We start from the raw sequence: 21,231 nt of genomic DNA, 5'->3' as shown, positions 1-21,231 counted from the left end.
CAACGCCTTAATCTTCTTCTTTTTCGGCTGCAGCTTTAGCTTTCTTCTTTTTGCTGCGACCTTTCCGGAACTTGTCAAAGAGATTGATACCCAGCCGAACACCGGCGAATTCCAGTGCTGTCATCAGCGCACTGGTACTTAATGATTTGAACTTACCGCTCTGCCAGGCCACTTTTGCAACGCGCCCCAATACCCCCAAAACAGCGCTATTTTTAGCACTGCCGGGAAGCACAGAGTTCAGGGCCATTTTTCCATAGTTCCCTTTTAAATATTGCACCCGGTCACCTAATTCATGTTCCAATGCACGGGAGCGTTTTTTCAGCCGGTTTATCTCTTTCTGTAACAGGTCTCCGTTGGTTACTTTCACCTTGGGCATGTGTAAAGGTTTATCACTACTCTTTCAATGATTATAATTGTTCGTATAATTCTTCATCTTCTTCCACTCCTTTTCTCTCGTATTCCCTTTCTTCCTCCTTTTTTGGGGCGCTTTCTTCTTCGTCTTTCCCCCCTTCTATATCCATTTCACTCATTAGTTCCCTGATCAGCATATTGGATAAGGGAACCTGGATCAGTGGTTTGCGGAAGATAAGCAGAATGCCCAGCAGCACAATAAACAGGGCAGCCGAGCAGGAGAAGCCAATGGTAAAACTATTGGTCATCTCTCCTATCCAGAACCCGAGTACCATACCCAGAAATACAATGACGAAAAAGAACAGCAGGAAAGCCAGTATCAATGAGAAGAATAGCCCTAAGGCTTTTGATAGCTTTCCTGCTGCCTGGAGTTTGATCAGATCCAAACGGGTTTCCAGGTATTCCCTGGCAACCTTGCCAGTCTGATTGAAGTAATTGCTGAAATTATCTTCCATGCAAATATTTTTTTTGCCACAAGGTGTTACGCCATTTCGTTTTCCAGCGCATCTTCGAAGTGTTCTTTCCTTTTCTTGAACTTGTCTTTCAATTTATCCGCCTGATATTTCAGCTTTTCCACGAGTTCGTCCTTTTTGTCAGAATTCAGGAAATAACCAACGGCTACACCTACTGCGGCACCAACAATGAATGACACAACTGCTTTTGAACTGTTGTTCGCCATAAAATTAAAGTTTTAAAAGATGAACAATGGTTTTATAATTCGTATTATACAGATTACAAACACTATTCCAATAATTTTAATCTTTGTGTAATCACTATTAATAAAATACTACCTTGTATTGGAGCGAGCCCGTTAACCTGTTCTGATTAAACACTTTATGCGGATGATTGGTTTACTTATACCAGCCGGTACTATTGCAGGGAACGGTATTCTTTTTGCACGATCCATTATCATTTACTGACAGAATAACCTCTCAACCTTATGAGCGTAATAGACAACGAGCGTATCAAACAGGTCAGCTTTCTGTTGATCATTGTACTGCTGGCATATGTACTCTTCTCTGAACTGTATACATTTTTCCCCGGATTTCTCGGTGCCATTACCATGTATATTCTTAGCAGAAAATATATGTTCCGGCTGGTGGAAGGACGTAGGTGGCGCAAAAGCCTCGCCGCGGCACTACTGATGTTCATGTCATTCATTATCATACTACTGCCTTTCGGTATGCTCATCAACATGCTGACCAATAAGGTCGGTTATGCAGTCACCCATTCTTCTGAGCTGATTGGCGGCCTTAAAACAGTGAATGACCGGATACAGGCGGCTACCAAAATAGATATCCTATCGCAGGTGAGACTGGAGCGGCTACAGGAATATATAACTTCTGTGTTGCCAGGACTGCTGGGAGCCACATTTAATATCCTAACTGCCATCGCTATACTTTATTTTATCCTGTATTTTATGCTGGTGAACGGCAGAGAAATGGAGGCCTGGCTGTATGAATATATTCCCCTGAAAGATGAAAACGTATTACGGCTCGGGACTGAATTCCATAAACTGGTGATCGCCAATGCGGTCGGAATTCCCCTGATTGCGGTGATACAAGGTATTGTATCATTACCCGGTTATTTCATTTTCCAGGTTCCCCAGCCCTTCTTCTGGTTTGCCGTGACCTGTTTTACGGCCATGCTGCCTGTTGTTGGTGCGGCGGCAGTATATGTGCCTATGGGTGTTTACCTCCTTGCCATCAATATGACATGGCAGGGCATCGGTGTACTGGTATATGGTTTTGCGATAGTAGGCACTTCGGATAATTTATTCCGCCTTATCCTGGCCAAGAAGATAGGTGACGTGCATCCACTGATCACCGTTTTCGGAGTACTGATAGGTGTGAATCTTTTTGGGTTTATCGGGCTCATTTTCGGTCCGCTGCTCATCTCTATGTTCATCCTCCTGCTGGATATCTATTCAAACGAGTTCCTGACCAAAAAACGTGAGGTAAGGATACAGCGGTGATTTACTTATAATAATTATTCTCAGCGATGTATGCCACCACATTGTCGGGCACCAGGTAACGTATTGATTTTCCTTCCTGGATCCATTTACGTATGTCTGTAGACGAAATATCCAGCATCGGCGCCTTCATGATCTCCACCTTTGCGCCATGTGTTTCCGTTACTTCGTGCCCTGGACGCAGGTACACATAAATAGGATAGTTTTTGATGATCTGCTGGTAATTACGCCAGCGGGTGATATTCTGGAAACTATCGCTACCCATAATAATCGTGAATTCTTGCGTGGGAAACTTCTCTGTCAGATAGGTGAGTGTATCAATGGTGAAGGAGGGTCTTGGCAGGGAAAACTCAATGTTGCTGGCCCTGAGCTTGGGTTCATCTTTAATAGCCAGTTCTACCAGGTGAAAGCGGTTATGTTCATTCAGTAATGATCCTGCCGGTTTTAAAGGGTTTTGAGGTGATACCACCAGCCATACTTTATCGAGGTCCGAATTGTATGCCACATAGTTAGCTATAATCAGATGCCCGGTATGTATAGGATTAAAGGACCCAAAATACAAGCCTATCTTCATGCCCCTGTTTTTTGAGCGTGAATGTAATCAATAATAGGGATATGTGATATATGTGGCTACGAGAGTGGCTTAAACTGCTCGAACATCATACCGCATTGCTTACAGAAATGCATGGCTCTGCAGAGGGTAGACCCAAAGGGCGAACGCAGATAAGTGTTTTCACTGCCACAATGCGGGCAGTTCACTTTTACCAGCATATCCAGATTAACATCTCCTTCATGCCTGCCGGGAGGCGCGATACCGAAATCACGAAGTTTCTCTTTGGCCTCAGCTGTCAGCCGGTTGCTGTTCCAGTTCACTTCCTTGTCTACACTTACAAATGCCGGCATTTGAAGGTCTTTCTCAACGGCATTTTTAATGTTTTCCTTAATGAGGTCTATTGCAGGACAGGCCGCAAAGGTAGGGATCATCTTAATGTGCACGCCTTCTATATCCACTTTAACATCTGTGATCATGCCCAGTTCCAGTACGTTCAATACAGGAATTTCCGGATCCATCAACTGCTCCAGCGAATGATATACGGCCTGCAGTGTTGTTATTGTTTGCATAGTTGTTTATTTCTACCAGGTTGCTTCAGGGTCGAGACGGAACACTTCTCCCATTTCATTCAGTAATTGCTGTAGATACGGGGTATGTTTGCCGGTACGGCCACCATATACCGGTGCTGTCATTTCCGGTAATACCAATCCCGCTTTTTCCATAACCGGGGATATGTGACTTAGCCACTGTTTGTATAAAGCCGATTCTCCGGGATAGATCTCTTCTGCTATCAGCAGCTCCTCTGCCGGTCCCGGTTCAAAGATGCCTCCTGCCAGCTGGAAGCTATTATCCAATGCCGCCTGCATACGCTCCCGGCTATCCTTGCCCGCGGTACAGAGTTGTATGATCCAGGCATCAGCATGTAGTGTATGATACTTCAGTTCCCCTTTTGCTTTTCCGGCCAGATGCTGAAAAGGTGCAAACTTGCTTAGTGCAAGGGCCTGATATCGTACTGTTTCGGCATGATCAAAAAGAAAATGCCGCATCAGGCTGAACTCATAAGAACCTATAGGCATTTCCACAAAGTGGCAACACCTGAAGTCTGCTGCATTCCGGAGAAATGCAAACTGGTCAGGATCTGTGCCGCCGAAGTGCTCTTCCAACAGGCGGTAAAGTGCCAATGCATGGCCTATCTTGTCCTGCGCCATGGAAGAAAAGGCAATGTCTTCTTCCATGACAGGGCCTAAGCCAGTCCATTCAGAATTGCGATGTCCGATCACCAGTTCATCATCTGCCATTTTTGTGATCAGTTCCTGTAGTGCTTGTTGTATCTGCATTGGGATGTGGGGACTATTTTGTGTGTGCTTTAAACTTGTTGATCTTTTCCATCACTTTGAAACCGCTGGCATCCCGGTATGTTTTGTCCGGATTGTTGGCAAACATGTCTTCATCTTCCAGGTCGAACGCGAGAATATCCGCGCTACGTACTACCCATAGATTCACACATTTCTTGCGGCGTCCAAATTGTTCCTTGGCAAAGATCAATGCCAGATTGGCGTCAGGGGCATGTACGCAACCTACATGTTCATGGTGCGCCCCTCTTTTTTCCTGGTGGAATACTTCGAATACATTCCAGTTCTCTCCTTCTTCTACTTTGAAGGAGCCGTCATTCTTATCTAACCTGAGCCGGTTAACACGTGGATCTAGTGAGTCATTCATAAAATCGTGGTACTACTATTATAATAATTACGTGGAGGGGCTTTTATGCCACCGGGAGCGCACTGCGTTCCATTTCTTCAGGACGCATGAGCGCCTTTCTGATCCAGCGGCCATGTTCTTCCGCCCATTTCCTTACATCCAGTCTCTCTTTATTGCAGGGACCATTTCCTTTGATCACTTCAAAAAAGAGGTCCCAGTCAGGATCGGAGTATTCCCATTTACCTGTATCGGGGTTCTTTCTCAACAGCGGATCCGGAAGTGTCAACCCCAATTCCCATATCTTGGGGACGTATGCATCCAGGAACTGGTTACGCATATCGTCGTTGCTGGCCATTTTCACCTTCCATTGCATCAGCTTTTCACTGTGGCTGGAGGTTTTATCCGGCGGACCAAAGAAATGCATGATCGGTTGCCACCAGCGGTTCAGCGCATCCTGCAACATCTCTTTCTGGGCCGGCGTACCGGTAGCCAGTTCGATGAAAGCATCATGCCCCTGTTTCAGGTGGAAGCTTTCTTCATAACAGATCCTTTCCAGGGCCCGGCAGTAGGGTCCGTAAGAGCCTTTTGAATTAGCTACCTGGTTCACAATGGCCGCCGCATCGATCAGGAACCCGATCACGGTAACGTCTGCCCAGGTTTTGGCCGGATAGTTAAAGACGTTGGAATACTTTGACTTCCCACTCAGCAGATCATTGATCATTGCTTCCCGGGATTTGCCCAGTGTTTCTGCGGCGTTGTACAACAGTTGTCCATGCCCTACTTCATCCTGCACCTTGGCAATAAGCGCCAGTTTGCGTTTAAAACCCGGCGCCCGGGTGATCCAGGTTCCTTCCGGCAGTGCGCCAATTATTTCGGAATGTGCGTGTTGTTCGATCAGTCGTATGAGCTGTCTGCGATATTCCGCCGGCATCCAGTCGCCCGGTTCAATTTTTTCTCCTCTGGCTATACGCGCTTCAAACGCGGCCAGTTTTACAGGATCATCATGCAGTTGTTCTTCCCGCTGCTGTTTCCTGTTGGGTTCGTCGAAAATGTATCCGCCACCGTACATAGTGCGATTGTTTTGGTAGGTTGTAAGTTACGAAAAAATGTACCTTTAACTCTTAGGAGGTACTATGTTTTTATTCCTTCAGCTCATATGTTGTTGTTTCCTGCATCCTGTCACGCCCCTGAAGGACATGCCCCCGACTACGGTTATAAAAGTCGTCTTCTCGCCAGACAGGCGACCCGAAAATCCCAACTCCGACAGCCTGTTCTACCAGCCTCACCGCAAGCTGCGCTGGTCCGACTTCAAAGCAACGGCTCCCCTACGCGGGCCAAGTGGTGCGGTATCTTACACGAGCTTCGCCTATGAGGGCAGCAGCCTTCAGCGGAAAGATACCCTGCAGATCAATCTCACATTACAGGTGTTCTTTGTCAAGAGCGCTTCCTGGGTCAAATCCTTTGCAAAAGACGAATTTGCCCTGGAGCATGAACAACTGCATTTCGATATTACCTGGCTGGTGGCGCTCAGGTTCCAGCAACGCATTAAAAATATGGAACTGACTGCTGACGATTTCGACAGCATCATTCAGTATCAATATATTGAAGCCTTCCGGGAAATGAACAAGTTGCAGGAAGCCTACGACCGGGATACCAACCACGGACAGGACCCCGCCGCCCAGAAAAACTGGAAACGCTCTATAGGAGAAGCCTTGGCAGCGTTAACACTGGAAGGCGCCCTTACCCCTCATTTTACACCCTTATCTGCAGATTCCAGAACGGTCAGCACTTTTAAAACAGCCTGGTAATAGAAAGATGGCAAGATACCCTTGAACTCATCCGATACCTGGTGATAATCGGGATGGTCTTCCACTCCGAAATAAAGCATGGGGATCTTTAACTTATAAAATTCATAATGGTCGCTCTGGTTGATCCAGTTATTGGAACCTTCCTCTTTTTTATCATGACCGGAGAGCAATTTTACCGGTCCGCCTGTATTGACTGCCTCATCCACATAATTCTTCAACTCGGGGAACTGGGTTAATCCGCAGACATACAATTCGTTCTTCTCATTTCGGCCAATCATATCCATATTAATATTCAACACCATCTGCGTAACCGGTACCGGTGGTTGCTTCACAAAAGCCTTTGCCCCCTGCAATCCTTCCTCCTCTCCATCAAATGCTACAAAGATCATGGTGTGTTCCGGTTGGTGTTTCTTATAATAAGCCATCAGCGCTAATAAGCCCCCTGTTCCGGAGGCATTGTCATCCGCACCATTGTAGATGCTGTCTTTGTCTGGCGCAGTGCCACTCCGTATGCCCAAATGGTCATAATGCGCGCTAACCACAATAATGGATTCAGATTTACCCTTGATGTATCCGAACAGGTTGGTGCCCATGATCTGCTTCTCTCCCTGGTCGAAATAAAAGGGATACTCGTATGTGTTGTGGAATGGCGTCAGCCCCACCTGCTTAAAGCGCCCGATAAGATAGAACTGGGCCTGCCGGCTGCCGCGGGTACCGACTTTCCGGCCTTCATATTTATCAGAAGAAAGGGTCTGTATATCTTTTATTAACTGGGTAGAATCTATTAATGACTGTGCATGTGTACTAACAGCCAATAAAAGCAGCAAGCTGTGGATGACTATTTTCATACCTTATTGTGGTTATAGTGCAATATAAGGTATTTCACTGCGTGCTGTCTGCCAGCCACTTATTTCAACAATTGAAAAGCAAGCAGGCCAAAAAGATATGCCAGTGCGGTCATATACACAAACTGGACAGCCGGGAACTTCCAGGATTTCGTTTCCCTTTTTACAATAGCCAGGGTACTCATACACTGCATGGCAAAGGCGTAAAACAACATCAGGGAGATACCGCTGGCCAGGGTATATACCGGCCGGCCATCCCGCCAGGTGGCATTGCTCATCTTTTCCCGCAGTGTAGCGTCGTCATCCTCCGGAGACTCCCCTACACTGTACAACGTTGCCATGGTCCCTACAAACACTTCACGGGCAGCAAAAGAGGTGATCAGCGCTATCCCGATCTTCCAGTCATATCCCAGCGGACGGATAGCTGGTTCAATGGCATGCCCTAATACACCGGCATAGGAATTCGCCAGTTTATCAGATTGCATTTCCATATCCAGCTTTTCCTTTTGTTCCGGATGGGCAGCCTTTAGCTGTTCATAGTGGGCGGTCACCTGGTGCATCTTCTCTTTAGGGCCATAAGAAGCCAGGAACCATAGTATAATAGAGATCACCATGATCACCTTACCGGCGTCTGTGATAAAGATCTTGGCCTTCTGTACCATGGTAGTACCCACATTCGCCCAACGGGGCGCCCTGTATACCGGCAGCTCCATGATGAAATAGCTCTTTTCCTTTATAGAGATGAACAGCTTTAGTATAGCAGCGATGATCAGCGCCATGACGAAACCCAGTAGGTATAATCCCATCATCACTACTCCCTGAAGGTTCAGGAAGCCCAGTATGGGTTTATTGGGAATCACCAGGGCAATCATCACCGTATAAATGGGCAAACGGGCGGAGCAACTCATAAGCGGTGTGATCAGGATAGTGATCAGGCGTTCCTTCCGGTTTTCAATATTACGGGTGGCCATGATGGCGGGTACGGCACAGGCTACGCCACTGATCAGCGGCATGACCGATTTTCCGTTCAGGCCTACTTGCCTCATCAGCCTGTCAGTCAGGAAGCTGATCCTGGCCATATAGCCGGTATCTTCCAGTACAGTAATGAAGGCAAACAGGATCATGATCTGTGGAACGAATACAGCGATCCCTCCCAAACCAGCAATAATACCGTTCACCAGGATATCCGTCAGCCAGTTGGCCGGCAACACATCCTTCAGCCAGCCGCTTAATGCACCAAAGCCGGCCTCTATCCAATCCATTGGGAAAGACGCCAGCCAGAAGATGCTCTGGAACATGAAGAACATGATCCCCAGCAGGATCACATATCCCCAGAAACGGTGCAGCAGCAGATTGTCAAGTTTTTCTGTTTGCAGCTGTTTCTGCAAAGGATCGGCTTCCACCACGGTATTCTTCATGATGTGTTTGATCCTCGCATAACGCTGCATGATCTCTTCCGCCTGTACTTTGGTCTTATTGAAATGATATGTTTGAAGAATATTTGTAATAGCCAGTTTCTGTCCGCCGTTCAGGAACGGCAGTTCGTGGTGATTCACCGCTACGTGCAGGGCTGCATAATCGCTTTTTACCTGTACATACTTCCTGATTTCCGTCACCACTTCCGGCGCCAGCGCCTGGCTGTCTATAAAGTCGCGGGGTTGCACAGATTGTTTGTCCCTCGCCATCAGGTCAATCATCTTCTTCAGCTCGGGGATTCCCTTATTTTTCCGGGGATTGATGGTCACCACCGGTACGCCCAATTCTCTTTCCAGGCCCGCCTCATCGATCTCTACACCCTTTTTCCGGGCAATGTCCATCATGGTAAGGCCGATAATGACAGGAATTTTCAGGTCCATGATCTGGGAACAGAAGAGCAGGTTCCGCTTCAGGTTAGCGGCATCGGCTATAATGAGGATCATGTCAGGCTGTTCGTCGGCGGAGGGATTTACGAGTACATCGTAGGTAACAAACTCGTCTGCGCTTTTAGGATAGAGGCTGTAAGTACCGGGCAGATCTATGATATTAGCCTGCAGATGGGCAGAAATAGTAGCAGCCCCTGTCTTTTTGTCAACAGTAACGCCTGGAAAGTTGCTAACTTTCTGATTCAGACCTGTCAACGCATTAAAGAGCGAACTTTTCCCACTATTTGGATTCCCTACCAGCGCAATATTGACCGTTGCTTTTTTTGTTGCCTGCATTCCTTAGCCTTATCCTGATAAACGTTTAAAAACGCAAAACTATGAATTAATACGGCAGGGCTGATATCGGATCGGGAAAAAGATCGGACATAAAAAAACCACGGTAAAAACCGTGGTAATGTTTCTTTAACTATTGAACTTATTGTGATGACAAAGTTTTCTCCAGATTCACAGTCCCATCACTTAATCAGTTTATAAAAGCTGTAGGCGATCACGCTCATGCCATCCATAGCTACTGCGCTATGCTGTGCAGCCGGGGCTTTATCTGATCCGCTATCTTCTACAGGTGTTTTGTTTTCCTGTTTTCCTCCCTTGTAGCGATAATTCCTTTCCAGGGAATCGGTCTTGTTGCCGGGAGTGCTGTTATTGTCGGAGTCGTCGTTATCGTCGGAGTCATTTTTATGCTCCGGGTTAAGATCTTCCGGGTAACCGTTATCATTCATTTTGAACTCAACCTGGCCTTTTTGATGGTAGTGTCCCCACTCATCCCAGTCATCATCATTGTCCCAGTGACTATTATAATAGTTCAGGCTTTTGTCCATCACTACGTGTTTATTGGCTGGTACTTTCACAATGAGCCTCACATGTTGTCCTCTGAATTTTGAATTGGTCGGGATGGATATTCCACTGGGTACATACAAAATGGAATCCTTCTGAACGATCTGGTATTGTATTTCTCTGGCCAGTTCCCTCGCCTGGGACACTCTTCTACCACGGGAATAGCGCTCAACATACACTTCAAAGCTGTCTGTGTCGCTCTTTTCCACTTTTATCCTGGCTGTATTGATGATAACGGTGTCTTCGGCTACGCGTAAAATATCATCGAAAAATTCTATTTCGTCGATTCCGGTATAATCGTCCGACTGTTTAATGACTAACTTTCCACCAGAAGGTTGCACGAGCGCAAATTTTTCTTTTATAGGAGTGCTGCCGGTCCGGAAGTCTTTTATTACAGAAACTACCAATATGATGGCGGAAATCAATCCTGCAAACCAGAGCAGGCTGAGGGTATATCCTACATAGCGGTTGGCTTCTTTTATGCCGGTCGCCTTGCGGACAAAGAATATGATCAGTGCCACGATAGGAATACCGATCAGGAACAGAATAGATATCCACAACAGCAGGTTCTGTACAGGCCCTGCCAGTATCAGGTTCTTAAGTGGGAAGAGGGCCGCAGAAGATGCGGTGATGGCAATCCCTACGCCGATGAGGGCAAGCAGGATCACTACCGCAAGAAAATAAAAGAATCCCTTGGTGAGTAACAGCAGGACTTTTCCCAATCCTTCAAAGAGGTTACGGAAAATCCTTTCTATATCACTTCCAAATTGTCTTCCGCGGCCCTGGGAAAAATTTCTCACGTCATTTCCGAAGTTCTTCAGATGACTTTTGGCCGCGTTGATCTCGTCCTGTACGGTGGCCCTGATGTTATTCACATCAACCTTCTCCCCCCGCATCTGCAGCTTTTCAGCTACAGTGTTGGCTTCAGGGGTTACCACCCAAAGGATGAAATATACCAGGATGCCGGAACCGAAGCCACCAATGGCCAGCAGGGCAAATATGATACGGAATACTACAGGATCTACGTTCAGGTAAGCACCCAGGCCACCACATACACCACCCAGTACTTTACTGTCCGGGTCGCGGTACAGCCGCTTGCGGGGACGTATGCTGTCATATGCCGGGTCGTTTGCCGGCTGTTGTTTCTGATTGCTTTCTCCCGCTTCGTCAAACTGTTCAGGAGTACCCATGGCTGCTTTCACAGATTGTACATCCTCATCAGTGATGCAATGGGTCGTTTTTAATTTATTCAGGAACAGTTCGGCTATGCGGCTCTCGATATCACTCACAATTTCATCCCCACCCTCTTCGCGGGCGAAATACCGCGTCAGACTGTCCAGGTATTGCCGCAAAATCTCATACGCGCTATCTTCTATAGCTATGAGGCGGCCTGCCAGGTTTATGTTAATAATCTTTTTCATTTCGAGTCTCTATTTTAGGTTTTGGTTATTGGATGGTATTTGTTGTTATTTACTTGTGAGCTGTGTGACCGCATTTGCCAGCTCGTTCCAGGTTGCTTCCAGTTCCTTGTAGAACAGTTCTCCCTTTTCGGTCATGGAAAAATATTTCCTCGGCGGCCCTGAACTGCTTTCAACCCATCGGTAAGACAGCAATTCTGCGTTTTTAAGTCGTGTGAGTAGCGGGTAAAGGGTGCCCTCCAGGATGTCCAGCTTCGCTTCTTTCATTTTTTCTATAATGTCTGAAGGATAAGCTTCTCCTTGCTTGATGACTGAGAGAATGCAGAATTCCAGCACCCCTTTTCTCATCTGTGACTGTGTGTTATCTATATTCATGGCAAGTGAGCTTTATGAATAAAATGATACTTAAACATTTCTAATGGTGGTTTTTGATGATTACAGTGTAAAGATAGGAACTTTATACTACTATGCAATACACAATACCATAGAAAACAAAATAATTGGCTTTAGATATTACCGCAGTAAGCCGCCGCTTACAGCCATGGTATTGCATTACAGACTCATTTTATCTTGATTTTAAATTTTCCCTTTTGTGATGAATGGTATTAGGCCGGTATGAACGTATCCGGGAAGGATTTACCACCGGAAGATGCGGCTCCTGGAATTCTAAATTCCCCGCTGGTCAAAAGGATCCGCTTAAACGCCCATTAAGAATGCTTATGGGTTCGATCTTTTCCCGTTTCTTCCATATCACTTTGCCGTCATTTCCATATCATTTCACCGACATTTGTATATCGATGGGATATAGATATGACGGTGAAGTGATATCCAGATGACGGTATAGCGATATGGAGATATAGGTATCAGACCATAACCAGAACGGGCTTACATTATAAAGGATCGGTTACAACCATCCATCATAAAAGGCGATTTAACATTTTTTTAAATGGTATATTTACAAAGTCGGCCTCGGCTTACCTATTTTTGTGCGGAACGATGAAAAGAATTATTGGCATATTCCTCCTGGCACTGATGTGCACACAGCTCCTTCCAATAAAGGAGATGGGGAGGCTATTGTTCAATAACCAGATCGTTGAAGAGCATCCGGTTGAAGATGGCGGTTGCTGCGATCTCGTAAAACTGGGTAAGGAATTAAAGTTCCTGAACAACGACAACTCCATTCAGTTCGAACCTTCATTATTGGTAAAAAGTCTTCATTATAACTTCTTTGCAGAAATTCCTCAGAGTCCTGCCCGCGAAATTCACTGTCCCCCACCCAACTGTTAATTATGTTGTGTTTAGGACCTGTCATATGCCTGAAAGGGCATTCCTGACATGTTACTAATACATATGCTGCACTTTCCGGCGCATTCCTCCGCGCTTCACTTACCATTATCCATTTTATTATTCACAGAACAGGAGTACCGTCACTATGCCTTGTAGTACTAAGGCATTCGTATTCCCTGTTTTCAACGCATTGCGTTCTTTAAATCCTTCCGACTATGAGCAGGCAATCTATATTTTCCAACCTGAAAGGTGATTTCTCGGCCGGTCTCGTTGTATTTCTAATAGCGGTACCTCTTTGCCTGGGTATTGCCCTGGCATCAGGCGCTCCGTTATTTGCCGGTATGATTTCCGGTATAGTAGGCGGTTTGGTGATCGGTTCACTGAGTGGTTCCCAACTGAGCGTAAGTGGCCCAGCGGCTGGTCTTACGGCAGTGGTGCTGACAGCCATTACCAAGTTCGGCGTATTTGACGTCTTCCTGCTGGCGGTTGTTGTTGGCGGTATCATACAGTTAGCACTTGGCCTGTTAAAGGCCGGTGTTGTGGCTAACTACTTCCCTTCCAACGTCATCAAGGGGATGCTGACCGCTATTGGTATTATCATTATACTGAAGCAGCTACCACATGCGTTCGGTTATGACGCCGATTCCGAAGGAGATTTCGCATTTATCCAGATAGATGGGGATAATAGCATCACTGCTTTACTCTCCACACTTAATCATATTCATCTTGGGGCAACATTAATCACCCTGGTTTCCATAGCGATCATTCTCTACTGGAATAAGATCCCGAAACTGGGTGTGATCCCTGCACCACTGGTAGCAGTGCTTGTTGGCGTAGGTCTGAATACCCTGTTTATTGCAACCGGCAGCGTATTGGCAGTTGCTCCCAGCCACCTGGTAAGTCTGCCTGTGGCTAAAGACTTCAATTCATTTATCGGCCAGTTCAGCCTACCTGACTTCAGCGCCATTACCAACAAGGACGTATGGATCGTAGGGGCTACCATCGCTGTTGTGGCTTCCATAGAAACATTGCTGAACCTGGAGGCTACTGATAAACTGGATCCGCAGAAAAGGTACTCCTCCCCTAACCGGGAGCTGCAGGCACAGGGTATTGGTAACATCGTAAGTGGTATGTTGGGTGGTTTGCCTGTTACATCAGTGATAGTGCGTTCCTCTGCCAATATCAATGCCGGCGCCCGTAGCAGGCTTTCCACTATCGTACATGGCTCCCTGCTGCTGGTCTGTGCTGCACTAATACCATCCTTACTGAATAAGATCCCGCTGGCAACACTGGCAGCAGTACTGCTGGTAACCGGTTACAAGCTGTGTAAGATCTCCATCTTTAAAGACATGTTCAAGAATGGTAAGTACCAGTGGATCCCATTCCTGGTAACAGTAGTCGCCATCGTATTTACAGACCTGCTGATTGGTATCGCCCTTGGTATGGCAGTAAGTGTCATCGCCATTTTACGTGGTAACATCCGCAGCTCTTATTTCTTCCGCAAGGAAAAATACAGAACCGGCGATAGCATCATCCTGGAACTGGCACAGGAAGTCTCTTTCCTGAACAAGGCCAGCATCCTGCTGACGCTCGACCATATGCCGGAAAACACCACAGTAGTAATAGACGCGAGCAAAACAACTTATATAGACTTCGATGTATTGGAAACAATCCGTGAGTTTAAAGATGTAAAGGCCGTTGAGAAGAATATTACTGTGATCCTGACCGGATTCAGGGAGCAATACAAGCTTCCGAATACGGAAAATATCTCTCCTGAACATCAGGAAAAAATTGCCAGTGGCCATGTGCATACCATCACCGGCAATCATGAACAATTGTTGAAAGAGCTGCAATTGAATTAAAAACAGTCGCAGCAGGAACGGATTAATTCTTAAAACAGTAAAAGTTGAAAAAAATGAAAACATTAAATAAAGCATCTCAGTCCAATATCACTCCCGCTCAGGCTTATGAACTTCTCAGGAATGGTAATGAGCGTTTTGTAGACAATCTACGCCTGCATCGTAACCTGCTGGAGCAGGTAAATGAAACCCGTGATGGTCAGTGGCCAATGGCGGCTATTGTAAGCTGCATGGACTCCCGTACTTCTGCAGAACTCATCTTTGACCAGGGTCTGGGCGACATCTTCAGTATCCGTCTGGCAGGAGCAGTGATCTCTGAAAACGTGCTGGGTAGTCTTGAATATGCGTGTAAAGTGGCTGGCTCAAAATTTATCGTGGTACTCGGTCACACGAAATGTGGTGCTATCAAAGGTGCTTGTGACAAAGTGGAAATGGGTAACCTGACAGGATTGCTGGGTAAGATCACGCCGGCTGTGTATGCAGAAAAGACGATCAAAGAAAACAGAACATCTTCAAACCCTGAATTTGTGGATGCAGTAACAGACCTTCATACGAAGCGTTCCGTACAGGCCATTATGGAGCAGAGCCATATTCTGCGCGACATGATCCTGAACGGCGAGATCGGTATTATCGGTGCTGTGTATAATGTGGAAACAGGTGTGGTAACCTTCCATGAAGACACCCTGGTGATTGGCAGTGAGGCGTACCAAGAGGCTCCTGAGGCGGTAACCGTCTAAGGACCAACAACTGTTGACAAGCCATGCTTGTAGTCATATACAAAGGAAAAGCCGCTCTTCTCCAGGAGTGGCTTTTTTCTTTATACCATGTTTATATCTTTCTGAGTCGTTCTGCCGCCTGTTCCAATGTCTCCTTCTTCTTTGCAAAGCAGAACCGCACTACATGATCGTCTTTCCCGTTTTCATAAAATGCAGATACCGGAATACTGGCCACGCCAAGTTCCTTTGTAATACGGGTGGCAAAATCCTTATCTCCCTCATCAGAGATACGGTCATAGCGCATCAGCTGGAAATAACTTCCTTTTGAGTAGAGTGGCGTAAAGCGGGTATCCTTCATCAGCTCAAGGAAATAATCTCTTTTCTGCTGGTAAAAGCCCGGCAGGGAAAGATAGTGTTCGGGTGTTTGAAGGTAGCGGGAAAGGCCATACTGCATGGGTGTATTCACGGAGAAGCAGAGGTACTGATGTACTTTCCGGTATTCTGACATCAGATGTGCTGGCGCAATACAGTAGCCCATTTTCCAACCGGTGTTGTGGAATACCTTACCGAAGGAGAATGTGACAAAACTGTTCCGCAGCAATTCCGAATAACGCAAGATGCTGAGGTGTTCCTGGCCATCATATATCAGGTGCTCATACACTTCATCGGACAATACAAGCAAGTTATGTGCTGTCACGATCTTTTGCAGTTCTTCCAGGTCTTCCCGGCTGATGATACTGGCGGTAGGATTGTGTGGGGTATTGATCATGATCATCTTGGTACGTGGTGTGATCTTACTACGCACCAGGTTCCAGTCAATGCTATAATCAGGAAAAGACAGTGGGATCAATACGGGCACACCACCATTTACCAGTACATTGGGAATGTAGCTATCGTAAGCGGGTTCAAATATAATGACCTCGTCACCAGGACCAATACACGTAGCAATAGCTGTAAAGATCGCATATGTACCTCCGGGTGTGATCGTAATTTCTGTATCCGGATTTACCTGTTGGCCATACAGGCTTTCTATCTTCTGAGCAATCACTTCCCTTAATGGCATAATACCTGGCATCGGGGCATATTGATTATGCCCTTCCTCCATGGCATCATTTACCAGTCTTTTCAGTAATTCGTCACAATCAAAATCGGGGAAACCCTGTGAGAGATTAATGGCTTTGTGTTGCGCGGCAAGCGCAGACATCACAGAGAATATGGTGGTGCCTACCTTAGGAAGTTTTGACATAAAAAACGGATGATCAATTGCGAATCAATGTCTGAAATTAAAACATGTAATCCGTAATTGATCATCCGTTCCTGGTTTTATTCTTTAAAGGAATTTTTCTCCCTTGTTTCTTTTTACTTCGGCCACATATTCCTTGATCTGTTGTTCGTTCTCCTTTTTACAGATCAGCAATACATCAGAAGTGTCTACCACGATGAATTCATCAAGGCCCTGTATGACCAGCAGCTTTTCCTGGGGCGCCTTCACCATACAATTAGTAGCATCGACCAGCATTACATTCTTGCCCTGTACAGCATTGCCATCTTCATCTCTTTCCAGGTTCTCGTATGCGGATGCCCAGGTACCCAGATCACTCCATCCGAAGTTGGACGGTATCACATATACGTTATCCGCTTTTTCCATGATGGCATAATCAATGGAAATATTGGTACACTGCGGATAGATGCTCTCTATCATTTTCTTCTCTTCTGGTGTATTCAACTTGCTTGTGCCCTGCACGAACAGTTCGTCTATTTCCGGAAGGTATTTATTAAAGGCAGCGAGTATTGTCTTTACGTTCCACACAAAGATCCCGGCATTCCAGAGGAAGTCTCCGCTTTGCAGGAACGTCTTTGCCAGTTCCAGGTTGGGCTTTTCTGTAAACGTCTTTACGGGGTATACGTTATCTGCCACCTGTTGTGTTTCAAACTGGATATAGCCATAACCGGTGTCGGGACGGGTAGGTTTGATACCCAGTGTCACGAGCGCGCTGTGTTTCTGTACGAACATCAGTGCGTTCAGGCAGGTACTGGCGAAAGCGATAGGATCCATGATCAAATGATCCGCGGGAGCGCAGATAATATTTGCTTTAGGGTCCTGTCTGTTTATCTTATGGGAAATATAAGCGATACACGGAGCTGTATTCTTCCGGGAGGGTTCACTGACGATGTTTTCCACCAGCAATTCGGGAAGCTGTTCCCTCACCTTTGCTGCATAGTGATGGTGTGTAACGATAAAGATATTCTCATGTGGAATAAATTGCGCAAACCTCTCGAAGGTCCATTGTAACAGCGTCTTCCCGGTATTCAGAATATCCAGGAACTGCTTGGGGTGATCAGTACGACTATAGGGCCAGAAACGACTACCTATTCCCCCGGCCATAATGGCCACGTAAAAATGCCTGTTCACAGCTGTCATCTTATATAATTCCTTCCCTGATTAAATCATGTAAATGAATGATACCAATATATTGTTTGTCTCTCAAAACCAGTAGTTGTGTAATATCATGTTCTCTCATCTTCTCCAGGGCATTGATGGCTAATTCATCTTCCTGGATCGTTTTCGGGTACTTTGACATGATATTCTCTGCAGTAACGCTTTCTGCCGGTATATTCTTTTCGAGCATACGGCGAAGGTCTCCGTCAGTAATAATTCCTCCCAATGTTCCATCCGGCTCCAGCACGGCCGTTACGCCCAACATGCCGGAAGAGATCGTAACAATGATCTCTTTTAAAGAGCTGTTTCTCTGCACCTGCGGGGCCTTATGAAGGCGGCTCAGATCTCCCACCTTGAGATATAACTTTTTACCAAGTGTGCCTCCCGGATGAAACTTCGCAAAGTCTGCAGCCGTAAATCCGTGCCATTCTATGAGGCAGACAGCCAGCGCATCTCCCATAGCCAGTTGGGCGGTCGTGCTGGTGGTAGGTGCCAGGTTATTAGGACAGGCCTCTTCTCTGACGGTGGTATTCAATACCAGGTCTGATTCCCTGGCCAAAAAAGAGTCCATATTCCCCACCATGCCGATGAGCTTATTCCCAAAGTTCTTCACTAGTGGGACCAATACTTTTATCTCAGGTGAGTTACCGCTCTTTGAAATACATAAGATAATATCGTCCTCCTGGATCATGCCCAGATCTCCGTGGATAGCATCCGCAGCATGCATAAAAATCGCAGGAGTGCCAGTGGAATTTAATGTCGCTACAATTTTCTGACCGATAATTGCACTTTTACCGATACCGGAAACTACCAGTCGTCCGGCACAATGTGCAATCAATTCTACAGCCTGTTCAAAATCACTATTGATGTATTGCCTGAGTTCGGAGATAGCTGCAGCCTCGAGGCTCAGTGTCCGGTTCGCCACTTCGGCAATATTAATAACCGTTCTATTTTTCATGGGCAGCCACAAAGTTAACTAGGATTCAGCAGATTAAACCGATGATATTGTCTTATTTTGTAATAAGGCGCCATTCCAGGCAGATTTTTCCCGATCTCTCATTTTAGCCCTCCTGACGGGACGCTTGCGGGGCAGTTAAATACAGGTTGATCAGCCATTTAGGTAAGTCGCAACTGGCTGAAGCGCATAAAATAATTGCCGGTCAGCGCATTTTTAGTTAACTTCGTGTCCCCTAAAAAACACATAAACAATATCCATAATTTGTTACTTTCTTTAGAGTTTATTTGTTTTAAATTTGAATGCAATGGCTGTTGTAAAGGTAAGTTTGATAGATGCATTACGGGAACACTTTGGGTTTGATTCCTTCAAAGGGAACCAGGAAATCATCATCAAAAGCATCCTAGCCGGTAAAGATACATTTGTTATTATGCCAACCGGCGGAGGGAAATCTTTATGTTATCAATTACCGGCTCTTATGAGTCCGGGTTGCGCGCTGATAGTATCTCCTCTTATTGCTTTAATGAAAAACCAGGTGGACCTGGTCCGCTCATACAGCAGTAAAGATAATGTGGCGCACTTTCTCAATTCTACCCTGTCAAAAGCACAGATAAAAAAAGTAAGGACGGATCTGCTTTCCGGCAAGACCAAAATGCTCTATGTAGCACCGGAAACGCTGACCAAGCAGGAAAACCTGGAGTTCTTCAAGGAACTGGAGATCTCTTTCATCGCTGTAGATGAGGCGCACTGTATCTCGGAATGGGGGCATGACTTCCGTCCGGAGTACCGCCGTCTGAAGGAGATGATAGAACAGATCAATGGTAACCTTCCTATTATAGCGCTGACCGCTACTGCTACTCCTAAAGTACAGAGTGACATCGTAAAGAATCTGGGCTTACGCGATCCGCAGGTGTACCTTTCTTCTTTTAACAGGCCGAACCTCTATTATGAGATCCGTCCTAAACGGAAAAAGGACCAGACCATCCGGGAGATCGTTAAGTTCATCCACCTACATAAAGGGAAAAGCGGTATCATATATACGCTTAATCGTAAAACCACCGAAGAACTGGCAGACATGCTGGTAGCTAACAACATTAAAGCTGTTGCCTACCACGCCGGCCTGGATGCAGGTACCCGTGCCCAGCGTCAGGACATGTTCCTGCATGAAGATGTGGATGTGATCGTGGCGACCATCGCCTTTGGTATGGGAATCGATAAACCTGATGTCCGTTTCGTTATTCACTACAATATTCCGAAGAGCCTGGAAAACTATTACCAGGAAACGGGTCGTGCCGGTCGTGATGGACTGGAAGGTATCTGCGTCTGTTTTTACTCCTATAAGGATGTACAGAAGCTGGAACACCTTATGCGCGATAAACCATTGAGTGAGCGGGAAATGGGTGCACAGCTCATTAATGAAACTGTAGCATATGCAGAAAGCTCTGCCTGCCGCAGGAAGGTAATTCTTCACTACTTTGGTGAAAAGTACGAGGAATCACAGTGTAATAATGCCTGCGACAACTGCCGGAATCCGAAAGAAAAGATCGAGGTGAAGAACCGGGTGGTGATTGTACTCAACGCCATCAAAGCATTGGAAGAGCGCTTTGGTAGTGACTATGTCGTGAACATCATTACAGGAAAAGTGAATCCGCAGATCACCACTTATCAGCATAATCAGCTGGAAGTATTTGGCCAGGGCAAGGAATTTGACGCTCACTTCTGGAATTCCCTCATCCGCCAGATGATGCTGGAAGACCTGATAGAAAAGGATATAGAAGAATACGGCCTGCTGAAGATCACAGAAAAAGGACACAAATTCCTGAAAGAGCCATATTCTATCATGGTATCCCTCAACCATCAGTTTGAAGAAGACGGTGGAGAGGATGACGATGTAGCCACTGAGGCACAGGCATCTGCAGATACTGTGCTGTTCGAAATGCTGAAGGAACTGCGTAAAAAGGTTGCAAAAGAAAAGAACCTGCCTCCTTTCGTGATCTTCCTGGAAACATCCCTTGAAGATATGGCCACCCAATATCCTACTACTGTACAGGAACTCGAAAAGATCCAGGGTGTAAGTAAGGGTAAAGCCATCCGCTATGGTAAGCAATTTGTGGACGTTATCTCCAAATATGTGGAAGAGAACGACATCGTAAAGCCTGACGACTTTGTGATGAAGAGCGTGGTGAATAAGAGTGGTCTCAAAGTATTTATCATACAGAATATCGATAAAAAGATGCCATTGGAAACCATTGCCCGCAATAAGGAATTAACCATTCCGCAGTTGCTGGATGAAATGGAAACCATTGTAGCAAGCGGTACTAAACTGAACCTGGATTATTGTCTGGACGAAGAACTGGACGATTATGCACAGGATGAGATCATGGAATATTTCAAAGGCTGCGAGACCTCGAGTCTGGCGCTGGCACGCGAGGAACTGATAGAAAGCGATTACACCATCGAACAACTGAAACTCATGCGTATCAAGTTCCTGGTGGAATATGGAAACTAATAGC

General features: G+C 46.1%; 21 protein-coding genes. 6 read left to right on the top strand and 15 right to left on the bottom strand.

Annotation, left to right across the window (positions count from 1 at the left end):
• Positions 1-7: 7 nt before the first annotated feature.
• From CLV42_RS01685 to CLV42_RS01675, 3 genes are read right to left on the bottom strand one after another with little or no spacing between them, the layout of a single operon-like run.
• Positions 8-376 carry a hypothetical protein gene (locus CLV42_RS01685; RefSeq protein WP_106600167.1) on the bottom strand — a complete coding sequence of 123 codons (369 nt, stop codon included), beginning with the start codon at positions 374-376 and terminating at the stop codon, positions 8-10.
• Between the two features lie 31 nt (positions 377-407).
• A complete protein-coding gene (locus CLV42_RS01680) occupies positions 408-866 on the bottom strand; it encodes a hypothetical protein (RefSeq protein WP_106600166.1) in 459 nt (152 codons plus the stop codon).
• A gap of 26 nt (positions 867-892) precedes the next feature.
• Positions 893-1,090 carry a YtxH domain-containing protein gene (locus tag CLV42_RS01675; protein WP_106600165.1) on the bottom strand — a complete coding sequence of 66 codons (198 nt, stop codon included), beginning with the start codon at positions 1,088-1,090 and terminating at the stop codon, positions 893-895.
• 261 nt (positions 1,091-1,351) lie between these two features.
• Between CLV42_RS01675 and CLV42_RS01670 the strand changes: the two genes are divergently transcribed.
• Complete coding sequence (locus tag CLV42_RS01670) at positions 1,352-2,386, top strand: AI-2E family transporter (protein WP_106600164.1); 1,035 nt, start codon at positions 1,352-1,354, stop codon at positions 2,384-2,386.
• 1 nt (position 2,387) lies between these two features.
• On the opposite strand, the gene nadD is transcribed toward CLV42_RS01670, so the two are convergent.
• From nadD to paaA, 5 genes are read right to left on the bottom strand one after another with little or no spacing between them, the layout of a single operon-like run.
• A complete protein-coding gene (nadD, locus tag CLV42_RS01665) occupies positions 2,388-2,957 on the bottom strand; it encodes a nicotinate (nicotinamide) nucleotide adenylyltransferase (RefSeq protein ID WP_106600163.1) in 570 nt (189 codons plus the stop codon).
• A 56-nt stretch (positions 2,958-3,013) separates the two neighbouring features.
• On the bottom strand, positions 3,014-3,505 hold the full coding sequence (gene paaD / locus CLV42_RS01660) for a 1,2-phenylacetyl-CoA epoxidase subunit PaaD (RefSeq protein ID WP_106600162.1): 492 nt from the start codon (positions 3,503-3,505) through the stop codon (positions 3,014-3,016).
• Between the two features lie 12 nt (positions 3,506-3,517).
• Positions 3,518-4,273, bottom strand: coding sequence for a 1,2-phenylacetyl-CoA epoxidase subunit PaaC (gene paaC / locus CLV42_RS01655; RefSeq protein WP_106600161.1), 756 nt, complete (start codon positions 4,271-4,273; stop codon positions 3,518-3,520).
• A 13-nt stretch (positions 4,274-4,286) separates the two neighbouring features.
• Complete coding sequence (locus tag CLV42_RS01650) at positions 4,287-4,655, bottom strand: 1,2-phenylacetyl-CoA epoxidase subunit B (RefSeq protein WP_089829587.1); 369 nt, start codon at positions 4,653-4,655, stop codon at positions 4,287-4,289.
• 43 nt (positions 4,656-4,698) lie between these two features.
• Positions 4,699-5,703 carry a 1,2-phenylacetyl-CoA epoxidase subunit PaaA gene (gene paaA, locus CLV42_RS01645; RefSeq protein ID WP_106600160.1) on the bottom strand — a complete coding sequence of 335 codons (1,005 nt, stop codon included), beginning with the start codon at positions 5,701-5,703 and terminating at the stop codon, positions 4,699-4,701.
• 64 nt (positions 5,704-5,767) lie between these two features.
• On the opposite strand from paaA, the gene CLV42_RS01640 reads away from it, so the two are divergent.
• Positions 5,768-6,442, top strand: a complete 675-nt coding sequence (locus tag CLV42_RS01640) for a DUF922 domain-containing protein (protein ID WP_106600159.1) — start codon at positions 5,768-5,770, stop codon at positions 6,440-6,442.
• Here CLV42_RS01640 and CLV42_RS01635 read toward each other — a convergent pair.
• From CLV42_RS01635 to CLV42_RS01620, 4 genes are all read right to left on the bottom strand, one after another.
• Entirely contained in the window at positions 6,382-7,290 is a 909-nt protein-coding gene (locus CLV42_RS01635; RefSeq protein WP_106600158.1) for a M28 family peptidase, read from the bottom strand. The two genes, CLV42_RS01640 and CLV42_RS01635, sit on opposite strands and share 61 nt — an antisense overlap.
• Positions 7,291-7,349: 59 nt before the next feature.
• A complete protein-coding gene (gene feoB / locus CLV42_RS01630; RefSeq protein ID WP_106600157.1) occupies positions 7,350-9,485 on the bottom strand; it encodes a ferrous iron transport protein B in 2,136 nt (711 codons plus the stop codon).
• 179 nt (positions 9,486-9,664) lie between these two features.
• The gene (locus tag CLV42_RS01625; protein ID WP_106600156.1) at positions 9,665-11,464 is read right to left on the bottom strand and encodes a PspC domain-containing protein; all 1,800 of its coding nucleotides are present in this window, start codon (positions 11,462-11,464) and stop codon (positions 9,665-9,667) included.
• A 45-nt stretch (positions 11,465-11,509) separates the two neighbouring features.
• Positions 11,510-11,836: a PadR family transcriptional regulator gene (locus tag CLV42_RS01620; protein WP_106600155.1), complete on the bottom strand. Its 327-nt coding sequence runs from the start codon at positions 11,834-11,836 to the stop codon at positions 11,510-11,512.
• 621 nt (positions 11,837-12,457) lie between these two features.
• On the opposite strand from CLV42_RS01620, the gene CLV42_RS01615 reads away from it, so the two are divergent.
• The 3 genes from CLV42_RS01615 to CLV42_RS01605 all read left to right on the top strand — a co-directional run bounded on the left by CLV42_RS01615 (position 12,458) and on the right by CLV42_RS01605 (position 15,344).
• The gene (locus tag CLV42_RS01615) at positions 12,458-12,748 is read left to right on the top strand and encodes a hypothetical protein (RefSeq protein ID WP_146154293.1); all 291 of its coding nucleotides are present in this window, start codon (positions 12,458-12,460) and stop codon (positions 12,746-12,748) included.
• Between the two features lie 215 nt (positions 12,749-12,963).
• The gene (locus CLV42_RS01610; RefSeq protein WP_106600153.1) at positions 12,964-14,610 is read left to right on the top strand and encodes a SulP family inorganic anion transporter; all 1,647 of its coding nucleotides are present in this window, start codon (positions 12,964-12,966) and stop codon (positions 14,608-14,610) included.
• A gap of 53 nt (positions 14,611-14,663) precedes the next feature.
• On the top strand, positions 14,664-15,344 hold the full coding sequence (locus CLV42_RS01605; protein WP_106600152.1) for a carbonic anhydrase family protein: 681 nt from the start codon (positions 14,664-14,666) through the stop codon (positions 15,342-15,344).
• A gap of 91 nt (positions 15,345-15,435) precedes the next feature.
• Here CLV42_RS01605 and CLV42_RS01600 read toward each other — a convergent pair whose 3' ends face one another.
• The 3 genes from CLV42_RS01600 to CLV42_RS01590 all read right to left on the bottom strand — a co-directional run bounded on the left by CLV42_RS01600 (position 15,436) and on the right by CLV42_RS01590 (position 18,721).
• Positions 15,436-16,569: a methionine aminotransferase gene (locus tag CLV42_RS01600; RefSeq protein WP_106600151.1), complete on the bottom strand. Its 1,134-nt coding sequence runs from the start codon at positions 16,567-16,569 to the stop codon at positions 15,436-15,438.
• 84 nt (positions 16,570-16,653) lie between these two features.
• Complete coding sequence (locus CLV42_RS01595) at positions 16,654-17,745, bottom strand: mannose-1-phosphate guanylyltransferase (RefSeq protein WP_106600150.1); 1,092 nt, start codon at positions 17,743-17,745, stop codon at positions 16,654-16,656.
• 1 nt (position 17,746) lies between these two features.
• Positions 17,747-18,721, bottom strand: a complete 975-nt coding sequence (locus CLV42_RS01590) for a KpsF/GutQ family sugar-phosphate isomerase (protein WP_106600149.1) — start codon at positions 18,719-18,721, stop codon at positions 17,747-17,749.
• A 304-nt stretch (positions 18,722-19,025) separates the two neighbouring features.
• Between CLV42_RS01590 and recQ the strand changes: the two genes are divergently transcribed.
• Positions 19,026-21,227 (top strand): DNA helicase RecQ, encoded by a 2,202-nt coding sequence (recQ, locus tag CLV42_RS01585; protein ID WP_106600148.1) that lies wholly within the window; start codon positions 19,026-19,028, stop codon positions 21,225-21,227.
• The last annotated feature ends 4 nt before the right edge of the window (positions 21,228-21,231 follow it).

Source organism: Chitinophaga ginsengisoli, assembly GCF_003014595.1.
Classification (GTDB): domain Bacteria; phylum Bacteroidota; class Bacteroidia; order Chitinophagales; family Chitinophagaceae; genus Chitinophaga; species Chitinophaga ginsengisoli.
Note: the sequence above shows the minus strand (reverse complement) of the source record. Positions and strands in the feature narration are given on the sequence as shown.